The organism is Youngiibacter fragilis 232.1, from assembly GCF_000495435.3.
Classification (GTDB): Bacteria; Bacillota; Clostridia; order Clostridiales; family Clostridiaceae; genus Youngiibacter; species Youngiibacter fragilis.
Map to the genome: position 1 here is coordinate 44,999 of NZ_AXUN02000172.1, position 11,740 is coordinate 56,738.

Below are 11,740 nucleotides of genomic sequence, written 5' to 3' on the forward strand. Positions count from 1 at the left end.
GCCGGAGCTCTTTTAGAAGGTTTCCAGGCGCTTTTCTACTAGAAAGGAGGGTTTTCAAATGGCAAAGATGGCAGTGTGCGTAGGAATAAACGATTATCCGGGTTCTTCCAACGACCTTAAGGGCTGCATCAACGACGCGAAGGCATGGGCGGAGCTCCTGGAAAACCACTTCGGTTTTGAAAAGGGAAGCATAACCATTCTTACGAATGCGAAGGCTACTAAAGCACGTGTACTTGAGGCTGTTGGGAAGATGGTAGAGGCTGCGGTGTCCGGAGATGTTGTAGTGTTCACCAATTCATCCCATGGGACATATATTGAAGACACATCAGGTGATGAGGAGGCATATGATGAGGCGATGTGTCCGTATGACTGCAGCGAAAACCTTATACTTGACGATGAGCTGAGGGAGATGTTCTCCAAAGTGAAAAGAGGAGTCCACTTGACTGTAATATCAGACTCCTGCCATTCCGGATCGGTGACAAGGCTCATGGAAGGCAAGGAATACAGGAAGCCAAGGTTCCTAAGCCCTGACAGGATAGGAAAGGCGACAATCGGGAACATATACAAGGCAAAGTCAAGCAGGAAGTCAAAGCATCCGCAGTCAGGCATGAAGGATGTTCTGCTTTCCGGATGCACAAGTGATGAATACTCCTATGACGCAAGTATCGGAGGGAAATATCATGGAGCGATGACCTACTATGCCCTGGAAGCGATCGCTGAGTCGGGATACAATCTGACCTACAGAGAGCTTCACAAGCTTCTTCTCGGGAAAATCAGGGAAGCAGGGTACCCTCAGACACCACAGCTTGAAGGGAAGAAGGCTAACAAGGGAAGGAAGGTCTTCGAATGATGTTCGGGGGATATTCAAAGGGTGGACTTTCGCTTCCAACAGTTGTCCACATATCGATATCGAGGTTCCTGAAAAGCCTTCCGAAGAAAGGCGAGCCACTTCAGTTCCTGGTGTCAATGCATGTCGAGGGGACAGGTGTCACATGGCAGAAGAATGTAACGGTCGATCCCGCAGATGAGAAGAGGATGCTCGGGCTTACTCAGGACCTCTACCTCTGGAGCGTTAATCAGGGCTTCAGGAAGGAGGAGGCAGAGAAGAAGCTCCATGAGCTTGGAGGAGTACTCCATAAGGCATTCATCGGAAGTGATGGAGAGGATTTTCTTAAGATGCACGATCCGACGACACTGCTTCTTAATGTTGACGAGACCATCATGAACCTTCCCTGGGAGCTTATAGGAAAGCACAGACCCCTTGCATTGAGGCTTCCGTTCGGAAGGCTTGTAACCACAAGGATACTTCCTGAAAAAGAAAGGGATGCTCTTTCTAAAGACAGTACACTTAAGATCCTTGCAATAGGAAACCCTACTGGTGACCTGTATGGAGGCATCAGGGAAATAGAATCGATAAGGGAGCTTGAAGGTGAATATGCAGGCTACCGTATCGAGGTAAGGACTCTGACCGGTGAGGAAGCAACCAAGCAGGCATTCCTTGACCTGGCAAGGACAGGTGAATTCGACATCATACACTTCGCCGGACATGGAGATTTCAAAGAATCAAGTCCCAAGATGAGCGGTATAAGGTTCGCTGATGGAGTGTTCACAGCGGCTGAGGTTGCTTTCATCGGATGGAAGTCACCGCCATATATAGTATTCAACAGCTCCTGCGAATCAGGACGGTCAGGCGGGGGGAAGCGGCTGATATCCCGAAAGGGCTCAGGCAACGGAATGGCGGCTGCCTTCATAGCAGCAGGAGTATCAGGCTATGCAGGCTATTTCTATCCTGTTACAGATACGGGTGCAGCCCTTATGACGACAAGATTCTACAGGGCCATGCTGGAGCTGAAGAACATCGGGCTGGCCTTCATGGAGGCAAGGGAAACTGCAGTCTTCGAGCTCGAAGGGACCATGGACCTCGCAGGCTATTCCGCCATATTCTACGGTGATGCGGCAACAGGGAAGAGGAGAGACGTGTACACAAAGGCATGAAAGGAGATAGAGGGATGGCAAAAGGTACAGTTATAGATGTGCACTGTCATCTGTTTGGCGCGAAGTTTGCTGTGATGGAGCTTGCTTACGCGACCTGGGCGGTCATCAGGAAGGAGTATCCATACGGCATAAGGCCAAGAGGGGTTTTCGAGCCGCTGAAGCTGCTAGCCAGGGTCCAGGGCGTGGCAGACCTTGCTGCCTATGCTGCGAGGCTCATCACGGTGGCAACAGGAGATGAGAATACAAACTACGGGCTGCAGATTGAATCCTTCAGGAAAAGCCTGCTTGGAAAGAAGGAGCTTATAGTAGTACCACTTATGATGGATGTGTATTTTGCGCTTCATGACAACAAGAGGTTTTCGGGAGCAAAGGGAAGTGCGGTTAAGGGATTTGAGGTCGGTCCTCTGGAGATGGAAGAGTTCAACCTGCACCTGGAAAATGTGAAGAGGCTTGTCGAGAAGGAGAAGGCAAAGATTGCAGTCGCAAGGGGTGATTCAGTCAGGAGAGGAGCCGATGAGGCAATAGAGAGGACATTCAAGGATGTAAGGAAGGAATTCCTTAAGGGAAGCGCCAGAGGATCCGGCAAAGGATATGAAGGTATTTTGATGACACCGGGCTACAGGTACCAGCTTGAGGAGCTGGAAGCCCTTGCAAGGGACAATGAAGGAAGAGTATATCCGTTCCTTGCTGTTGACCCGAGGAGGGAGGGCTTCATGGAACTGGTAGGGATGAAGATTGCAGAGGGAAACGGACCGTTCAGAGGGATAAAGCTGTATCCGCCCCTTGGTTATCTGCCGTCACATGAGGCGCTTAAGGAGCTTTACGGATATTGTGAAAAATTCAAGATTCCAGTGACTGTGCACTGCTCGCTTGGGGGAATGCAGAATTTCAGGAAGATCAATAGGGTGACAGGATGGGACAGGAAGGCTGAGGATGTGGATTTCAAGGCTATGGGTACGACGAAGAGCGGGTTTTATGCGGATCCGGAGACCTGGGAGGCAGTACTTGATCTGTTCCCCGAACTGAAGCTGAACCTTGGTCACTTCGGAGGTCCGGGTACAGGTACAGAAGGTTCTTTGAACAAGGAGTGGGTAACGACCATAAGAAGGCTCATGGGGGAATTTCCTAATGTGTATGCTGACATAGGCTACGTATCGGACATGGACAGGGCGGCTGAAACATTGGAGCTTATTGAAGCGGATTCACTGCTTAAGGAACGTGTGATGTTCGGGACGGATTATGTGATGGTGATGATGGACCTGAACCTCGGCGGACTTGACAAGTATTTCAACAGCTACTACGGGCTTGATCCAGAGCTTCTTTCCGGAAATGCGCGGCGATTCCTGGGTATCTGACAACACTAAGGACAAAAGGAGGAATAAGAATGCCTATAGATTTCACAAGGTTTGATTTGAGCAAGATAAGACAGATACGGCAATTCAAGATCAATTATGAGAGTGTAAGGAATTTCGAGACTGTAGTCACAAGGGGACCGGTTCTTCAGACATATGTAGATTTTGTCCATCTGAATCCGCTGCTCCTCATGAAGACCACTGAACAGCCAAGGCCGGAATTTTCAGATGACCTGAAGCACCTTAGGTCAGAATCGACCTTCGCATTCCCTAAGGGGAAGGTGATAGTCCTCGTCAACGACGGGCTTTATCCGGCGATAAAGGCTTCAGTTGACCAGTATGTCAGGGACCTTGCCTATGAAGGATATTTTGCGGTAGTATATACGGTCCTGAGGGGGACACCAGCCCAGCTGAGAAACTTCCTGAAAGGGAAGAGACCTATTGTCGGAGCGGTAATGATAGGGAGCATTCCTGCTGCATGGTACGAGGATACTGATGGTGCCGAATTCCCTTGTGACCTGTTCTTCATGGACCTTGACGGGGACTGGAAGGACACGGATGCTGACGGGAAATATAATGAGCACACTACGAATGTGCTTCCTGAGGTCTGGGTGGGAAGGCTTTGGACTCCGACTTCGGGCGGCAATGATGCGGCACTGATAATCGACTATTTCTCAAGGAACCACAAGTTCAGAAAGGGCAGGTTCGGATGCTCCTGCGAGGGCCTTGCATACGTAGATGATGACTGGAGCGGTTTCGGTGACTGTGCCCTCGATATGGCGATACCCGCTGCCGGGATAGAAGTGGTCACAGACCATACCCAGACTGACGGAGACAGGTTCAAGGTCGAGCTTGACCAGCACAGGGGTTGGCTGCAGGTATGCACCCACTCAAATCCGGGGCTGCATTCCTTCAAGGTTCCCGGAGCTCCAACTGAGTACGTGTACAACACCTACCTCAGGGATACCAATGCGCCGAATGCCTATTTCTACAACCTCTTCGCCTGCAGCAGCGCACTCTTCACTCAGGCTGAATATATGGCGGGCTGGTACATATTTGACAAGGCGGGAGGCCAGGTAAGCAACGGTATGGCAGCTGTAGGAAGTGCCAAATCAGGATCGATGCTCTACTTCGAGAATTTCTACGCACCGATGGGTGCCGGCAAGGTTGTCGGAGATGCATATGTTGACTGGTGGAAATGCCTTGGACTGACACATGATGCGAATGAGATACACTGGCATTACGGCATGGTCCTCCTCGGTGACCCTACGATTAACTGGTTCACAGGGGCGGTACCTGTACCAAGGACTCCGAGGAACGGGTCGGTGTTCGACCACTTCCCGAGGACAATGAGGCTGAGCTGGAATCCTGTACCGATAGCAGGGGCAAAGTACAGGGTTGAAATTGATGCCTTCGGAGCGAAGAACGCAGGAAAATGGGCCGCTGAGACAGGTCAGACATGGCTGGTTTCAGGACTGCTCAATACCACAAGCTATGACCACGTGTTTGTCGGAGCACAAAGGGGAAGGTGGAGAGTAAGGTCCATAGTCAACAACATAAGCGCACCGTGGAGCGACTGGAGCTACTTCAGGTTTACTGTATGATCCGGGAGGTAAGGGGGAGGCTCAGATTCGGGCCGTCTCCCTGCCTTGAGATACCCTGCATGCCTGGCACCGCTTTCCAGGTCAGGGAAGGGGACGACCTGTGGCTATTGAGGTATGATGGAAGGCTCCTTGACTGGGGGGATGAGGCAGAAGGGATTCATCTGGTTGAAGGAATGGATGTAAAGCTTGTGGGAACTGAAGGCGTTTTAAAGGATATGTATGGCATGGAGCATCTTGTGATGGACCTTGTAAGGATTGAGAAGATATAGACTTATCTGCTGATGGAAGGAGGGATTCATGCAATTGGACATCAAGACTGTAAAGGGAATAACTCAAAAAATTGCTGAGAAGCTTGCAGAATCAAAGATCAACACTGTTGAAGGCCTGAGGGCGGCGACAAGGACGACGGCAATGAGAACTGAGCTTTCAAAAAAGACAGGGATAAGCTATGGTCAGCTGTACAGCTTATCAAAGCAGGCTGAGCTTCTTGGCATAGGCGGAATGACAGGAGAAAATGCCGAGACGCTGGTCAGGGCAGGCATAAGGAGCATTTCTGACCTTTCCTGGGCTCTGACCTCAAGCATCGGGACATTCCTGAGAACGATGGAAAGGTCCGGAGCCCTGAAGCAGTCAGGGCCTGGAGCTGCTGAGCTTGAGCTGTTGAAAGAGGCGGCAAGGAAGCAGAAGTCAAAATTCGAGCCTGACAAGGATGATTTGGTAAATCCGTACATCGAATTTGAAAAGGAGCGGAAGGTGACAGTTCCTGAAGGGGCTGTGCACAGAGGGGGAGGTGAGGAGACTATCGGCTTCTTCAGCGGAATAAAGGATATCATGGTTGATATCGGAGAAGGCATAGCGGAGGCTCAGCATGCACTGGACCTTAGCTCCATGGATATCCAGAATTCCATACTTGACGACCCGGAGCTTGCAGCCTATGGCTTCAACGCAAGCTGGTACACCATTCCGGAGGCAACCTTCACATTGAAGATGGAATATGCGGTAACTGAAGAGAAGTCATCATCAGGCACCACAACCATCCGCAGGTTCCTTGTCAGTCCGTCAAACGCAAGATACAACAACTACTTCAAGTCACAGGAATCGGCCTCGAGCACAATTTCAATGAGGTTCGTTCCGATACCGCCGCCGGACAGGTTCACGGACAGGATAGCCATGCCTGACCTTTTGGGGATGGAACACGATGAAGCCCTTGAAGAGCTCAGGCTATTGAGGATCCCTCTGGGAAACGTGGATTCAATAGTGGGAGCCACGAGCAGCGGCAAAGCCACGGAGGTCACCTGGCAGTCAGTTGATGCTGGAAAGATCCTCAAGATTGGTGAAAAGGTCAGCCTGAAGGTTACTGCCAGAACGTAAGCTAAGAGGAGGGAACATATGCCGGACAATATAGAGCTGAACAGACTTCAGACCGTTCTGAGGACCAAGGAGAATCTCATAACGAGGCTTACGGGTGAGAAGGAGGCTCTTCTTTCTGAAAAGGCGGTTCTTGCAAATCAGGTCGCACAGCACGTCACGACAATAAGAAGCCTTGAGAGGGAAAAGCTTGCAGCTGAGACCAGACTGAATGGGGCCATAGAGGCAGAAAAGAGGCTAAGTACCGCGAAGGATAACCAGATACTGAAGCTTCAGGAGGAGAAGACAAGCCTCTTTGCCCAGGTAAGCCAGAACCTTTCACAGATACAGAGCCTGCAGCAGGAGAAGAAGGTCCTTGAGAACAGCTACAAGGTTCAGATGGAGACGGAGAGGAAGGCTGCTGCGTTGAAGGACGCTGAGATTTCAAGGCTCAAGGAGACCATAGCCGAGCTTTCAAGAGGAGCAGGTGCGGGGGAGGAAGTGCTTAAGGAGCTTACATCAGCTCAGCTTAACCTCACGCAGGTAACGCTGCATGACAAGATGGTCATGCAGCAGCTTGTTGAGGCACAATCCATGAACCTCATAAGTGAAGACAGGATAAGGAGGCTTGGGGTTCAGGTAGAGGACCTGACGAAAACAATAGCAGAACTCCAGCTGGACAGGACAGGGATAAGGGCAGAGCTTGAGATACTCCGGAAAAGGTTCGAAACTTCATTTTCAGCAGAGGAGCTATCAGGGTACCTTAACAGCGCTGTGGACACCTTCAACATGCAGGAGAACACATCAGACCCGAATGTCAACTACATCATAAACGGACTTGACCTTCAGCTGAAGGCGAAGCTTTTCAAGGACGACCAGGACAGGATGATGCTGACTGGTGCAGATGTGGCTTCAAAAAGCGAAAACACCATAAGCACACTTAACATTTCGATAAGAGCAGTACCGAAGATCTAAGACAAAAAGAAAGGAGGAATTTTGATGCCAAACGTAGGACAGGAGCTTCTGAACGTACCTTTCCCGGAAATGGTCCTGAAGCTCGCTTCAGCGATAGCGGAAGGCCAGTTCAAGCTTGACATGGTCAGCTGCAGGATTGCAAAGATGATGGGTGACCCGAAGCAGGCTTCGGTTTCCCTTCCGGACCTGACCAGCGATGACAATGAAACTATCAAGACTTCACTGATAGGCGCGGGTTTCCAGCCGACATTCTACCAGTTCACGGACACGATTATAGAGGTGAAGATGGCGATAACCATGAACCAGACCTTCGAGTCCACATTTTCAACCAGTGCTTCTGGTGGTTTCATGTGCTTTGCTGCATCCGTCAACGCATCCTTCTCATCCAAGTATTCCTACAGCGTTGAAGGGTCCAGCCTCTTGAGGACAAAGATCACGCCCCTACCCCCGAACACCTTCATGCAGAGGATACTGGACATGAAGGCGCAGAAGCTTCAGCAGGAATTCCAGCTCAAGCTGAAACAGCAGGAGCTCGAGATGAAGAAGGCCGAGGCTGCCCTGAAGGTGGAGACTGACAAGATAGAAGAGGAGATCAAGAAGCTTGAGGATACGAAACCTACTCCATAGTATGAAATAAAAGGAGGGAATAGCATGGGAATAGGGCAGGAACTTCTTAACGTCCCCTTTCCGCAGATGGTATATCAGCTGGCTTCAGCCATAGCAAGAAGCCAGTCGCTGCTGGACAGGGAATCGATCGAGATACTCAAGGTAATGGGAAACAAGGAGCTTGCACCGGTTTTCCTCCCTGCCATCAAGATCGAAGGCGGAGAGGTGGTTGAGGATGAGATAGAGACCTCGATGGTAGGTGCTGGCTTCCAGCCAACCTTCTATCAGTTCGCGGAAACCATAATCGAGGTGAAGATGGCCATAACCATGAGCCGGGAAACTGAGTATGCAAGTGAGACCAAGGGGGAGGTAAAGACCACATCCACGACGTCGAAGTGGTGGAACCTTTCAAGGAAGACAGTTGTGACAACAACACCAATAGATGCCTCATATTCGAGCAAATACAACTATACACAGGAAGGCTCCAGCCTCATAAGGACAAGGCTTGTTCCGGTGCCGCCAAACTCGATAATACAAAGGCAGCTGGATATGAGGAGCCAGGCCATGCAGCTGATGTTCGAGCTGGATATGAAGAAGCTTGAACTGGCACTTGAAGAGAAGAAGCAGGCACTCATGAAGGAGATCGATGAGCTGTAACATGCATGGACACACCAATATGTTCGGTGGTGATCAGGTGGCGGACTACGAACAGAAGACCGATATAGCCAAGAAGATAATTGAAGAGTCACTGCTGCTCGATTCCGGACTGTTCGACGATGAGACTGAGGCTCTAACCACAGCACCAGTTGCACAGGAAGCGGTAAGAACTGAAGAGGATACTGAAGGCAGCAGTGACGATGCCATGGATGCTGGTTTTTCAGTCACATTCGATGGCGAAAGGGTTTTATCAGACACAAGGAAGGCACAGCTTGAGGCAATAAGATATTTTTTGAAATCAGAAACCATCCCCAAAAATGGTAAAGCCAGAAAAAAAGAGAAGCTTAAGATGCCTGAAAAGACAAAGGTCAAAGTGACCAGGCCGCTTAATGGCATGCAGCAAAGGCCAGTGGCGAAGCCAGACAAACCACAGGTCCGAAGTCATGGAAGGTCTGAAATGACTTTGGAATATAATGAGGATTTCAAAAGGGTACGGGTAAAGAATAAGGAACCAGAAAGCAAATTTGCAATCCGGGATATGAGATCCAAGCCGGGGACGGAAGAAAAGGCCAAAAAACTTGATATGGGTGAAAACAAGGGCCCTTTGCCAGAATGCGCGAATAGGAGCATTCAAGTCAAAGCCAAGGTCAAGCCGGATAAGCTGATGAGCATGGCAATGGGAGCTGTGAATTCGGGGATGGATATGAAGTCGGGGATGGATATGGAGCCGGAAGGCATCAGGGAATACTTCAGGAGGTGACATTTTGGACGAGAGAATATTCGAAGAGGTTGCAAGGCAGCTTAAGTCACTTCATAATGCCTCATATGAGCTGATAAGGGAAGGAAGGTATGATGAAGCGGGAAGGCTCCTGATCAGCGCAGGAGAAATATCCAGCCTTACAGGCTACAGGGATGGTATGGGAATGAGCTGCATGAGCCTTTCAAACCTTGAGGCCATAAAGGGTGACTGTATGAAGGCGATCGGGTACGCAAGGGCTTCATTTGAATACCTTGAAAAGGGATCAGACCGCACCAGGGCGGAAGAGCTCCTTGACAGGCTTTCAGTTGCTGCAGTCAAGCTCGGCATGGAAAAGGAAAGGAACGGATGCTTTGGTGAGGCCTTGAGCCTATATTCAGCTGCGCTTCCACGACTTGAAGGAAAGAGAAGGGAAGCTGTCGAGAGAGAGATAAGCCTTCTGGAGGGAGTGCAGAATGGGTAATGTGATTGCTGAGGCCCTTGTAAGGTTCAACAAGGATGCGGTAATGGAAATTTCAAGAGGGAACCTCAAGGAAGCGCTCGTGATATTCGAGCAGAGCCTGGCAGTGGAGGAAAAGCTGAAGCTGGGGCCGGAGCTTCCAAAGACCCTTGTCAACATAGCAAGCCTTCACATGCTCATGGGAGATTTTAAATCTGCACTCGAGAAAGCAGAGAGGGCGATCGAAGGATTCAGGAAGCTTGGCTGCAGGCAGGAAGAGGAAAAGGCGGGCCTGCTTGCGGGAAGGATATGCTTGCGCCTGGAAGACCTGAATAAGGCTTTCGGGTATTTCAGAAATGTTTCTGAGAAATCAAAGGAAAGCGAAATCAAAGGGGAGGCATATCTGGAAATGTCAGCTATCTTGTTCATCAAGAAGGATTACCCTAAAGCCCAGGACCACATTGCACAGGCGATTGCATATTTCGGGCATGCCGGAAGGAAGGACCTTCTTAAGATGGCATACCATAAGCGTGCAGAATACTTCAGGAGCCTGAAGAAGGAGGATCTTGCAAGACAGGATGACATCCGGGCGAGAGGCCTGGAATCAAGCATGGAAATTTGAAAAGGCTGGCACCTGTGATCAACAGGGGCCAGCCTCTATTTATTCCCGAGAGCTTTAAGCTTCTTGTCCATGGACCTCATAAGGAAAATGGAATCTGCAAGCCAGTAGACAGCGGTGATCACCCAGACCACCCAGACAGGAGCCTTGAGGAATAGTATGAATACTATTGTCAATGGCATCCTTATGAACCAGGAGGTGAAGAAGGATACCTTGAAAGGTGTGCCTGTGTCACCAGTCCCCCTGAGCACTCCTGCAGATACCATGGATGCACCCATGGTTGGCTGTTCGAATGCCCCGATGGCGAGGCACAACGCTCCAAGTCTCACCACATCCTCCTCGCCGCCTGAAACGAACATGGAGATGAGCTGCTGTGGGAAAATGAGGAAGAGGAGAGATATGACACCCATAACTGCAGAACCCATGATGACGGATGTATAGGCGTATTCCCTTGCACCGTCATAGTCACCCTCCCCGACCTTGAGGCCGACAAGAGCTGAGGCTGCAAGTGCGAATCCCCACCCTGGCATGAAGGAGATGGACTCGATCATGGTAGCCATGGTATTCGCGGCAAGAGCCCTGGTTCCAAGCCCCACTATCATGAACTGCCCAAGCAGCCTTACTATGCTTATCGAGCCCTCCTGCAGGGAAGCAGGAACCGACAGTCTGAAGAATGATTTCAGTCTCTGCATGTCAAGTGTCCTGATATGGGAAATCCCTGGTTTTACCCTTGAACGCGTCACCATGTAGGCAGCGCTGAATGAAAGTCCGAGAGCCTGGGCGATGACTGTGGCAATCGCTGCGCCCTGCACACCAAGCTCCGGCATTCCCAGGTTCCCGAAAATCAGCCCGTAGTCAAGAAGGAGGTTCACTGCCGTCGTGATTGCTGATGCCGCAAAAGGGATCCTTGTATTTCCGCAGCCTCTGAGGACTGCGTTGACTGAGCTGAGGACCATGCTGAAGAATATGGCGACAGCGACTATCTTCAGGTAGCCTGAGGCAATCCTGTGTACTGAAGCCTCAGCACCTGCCGCCCTGACAGCGCTTCCCGCAAAGAGGAATACTAGCACAGCGATGATCAGGGCTGAGGCAGTGGCTGCAAGGATACTTAGAGTTGCATATTCTTCAGCCCTTTTAAACCTGCCTGCACCGAAGGATCTGGCTACAAGGCTTGTTACAGCAATTGAAATTCCCATGCCTACAAATATATTGGAGACTGTAGCCACCATCTCGGCACTTACTCCAATGGCTGCAAGGGCCTCTCTTCCGCCGTATCTTCCGACCATGACAGTGTCAAGGGTGAATACCAGCATGACGAGCACCTGCTCGAATACTGCGGGCAGGGCGAGCCTTAGGACATCCCTGGCCGAGGACCTTGAAAAGTGCATC

General features: G+C 50.5%; 13 protein-coding genes. 12 read left to right on the forward strand and 1 reads right to left on the reverse strand.

From position 1 onward, the window contains the following. The first annotated feature begins 58 nt into the window (after positions 1–58). Genes T472_RS09210 through T472_RS09265 form a run of 12 tightly spaced genes read left to right on the forward strand, consistent with a single transcriptional unit; the run spans position 59 to position 10,354 of the window. Positions 59–850, forward strand: a complete 792-nt coding sequence (locus tag T472_RS09210; protein WP_023387618.1) for a caspase family protein — start codon at positions 59–61, stop codon at positions 848–850. Beyond that, on the forward strand, positions 847–1,995 hold the full coding sequence (locus T472_RS09215; protein WP_023387617.1) for a CHAT domain-containing protein: 1,149 nt from the start codon (positions 847–849) through the stop codon (positions 1,993–1,995). Before T472_RS09210 ends, T472_RS09215 begins: the two co-directional genes overlap by 4 nt. A gap of 14 nt (positions 1,996–2,009) precedes the next feature. After that, positions 2,010–3,350 (forward strand): amidohydrolase family protein, encoded by a 1,341-nt coding sequence (locus tag T472_RS09220; RefSeq protein ID WP_023387616.1) that lies wholly within the window; start codon positions 2,010–2,012, stop codon positions 3,348–3,350. A gap of 29 nt (positions 3,351–3,379) precedes the next feature. Then, complete coding sequence (locus T472_RS09225; protein WP_023387615.1) at positions 3,380–4,951, forward strand: hypothetical protein; 1,572 nt, start codon at positions 3,380–3,382, stop codon at positions 4,949–4,951. Further along, on the forward strand, positions 4,948–5,220 hold the full coding sequence (locus T472_RS09230) for a hypothetical protein (RefSeq protein ID WP_023387614.1): 273 nt from the start codon (positions 4,948–4,950) through the stop codon (positions 5,218–5,220). The genes T472_RS09225 and T472_RS09230 overlap by 4 nt, the downstream gene beginning before the upstream one ends. A 28-nt stretch (positions 5,221–5,248) precedes the next feature. Further along, positions 5,249–6,322: a DUF4332 domain-containing protein gene (locus T472_RS09235; protein WP_023387613.1), complete on the forward strand. Its 1,074-nt coding sequence runs from the start codon at positions 5,249–5,251 to the stop codon at positions 6,320–6,322. Positions 6,323–6,340: 18 nt separating this feature from the next. Continuing rightward, on the forward strand, positions 6,341–7,273 hold the full coding sequence (locus tag T472_RS09240; protein WP_023387612.1) for a coiled-coil domain-containing protein: 933 nt from the start codon (positions 6,341–6,343) through the stop codon (positions 7,271–7,273). Positions 7,274–7,297: 24 nt separating this feature from the next. Continuing rightward, on the forward strand, positions 7,298–7,900 hold the full coding sequence (locus T472_RS09245; RefSeq protein ID WP_023387611.1) for a hypothetical protein: 603 nt from the start codon (positions 7,298–7,300) through the stop codon (positions 7,898–7,900). A 24-nt stretch (positions 7,901–7,924) separates the two neighbouring features. Next, the gene (locus T472_RS09250) at positions 7,925–8,536 is read left to right on the forward strand and encodes a MerR family transcriptional regulator (protein ID WP_023387610.1); all 612 of its coding nucleotides are present in this window, start codon (positions 7,925–7,927) and stop codon (positions 8,534–8,536) included. Beyond that, entirely contained in the window at positions 8,526–9,296 is a 771-nt protein-coding gene (locus T472_RS09255; protein ID WP_023387609.1) for a hypothetical protein, read from the forward strand. Before T472_RS09250 ends, T472_RS09255 begins: the two co-directional genes overlap by 11 nt. Positions 9,297–9,300: 4 nt before the next feature. Continuing rightward, a complete protein-coding gene (locus tag T472_RS09260; RefSeq protein WP_023387608.1) occupies positions 9,301–9,756 on the forward strand; it encodes a hypothetical protein in 456 nt (151 codons plus the stop codon). Further along, positions 9,749–10,354: a tetratricopeptide repeat protein gene (locus T472_RS09265; RefSeq protein ID WP_023387607.1), complete on the forward strand. Its 606-nt coding sequence runs from the start codon at positions 9,749–9,751 to the stop codon at positions 10,352–10,354. Before T472_RS09260 ends, T472_RS09265 begins: the two co-directional genes overlap by 8 nt. 35 nt (positions 10,355–10,389) lie before the next feature. On the opposite strand, the gene T472_RS09270 is transcribed toward T472_RS09265, so the two are convergent. Continuing rightward, positions 10,390–11,739: an MATE family efflux transporter gene (locus tag T472_RS09270; RefSeq protein WP_023387606.1), complete on the reverse strand. Its 1,350-nt coding sequence runs from the start codon at positions 11,737–11,739 to the stop codon at positions 10,390–10,392. Position 11,740 lies beyond the last annotated feature (1 nt).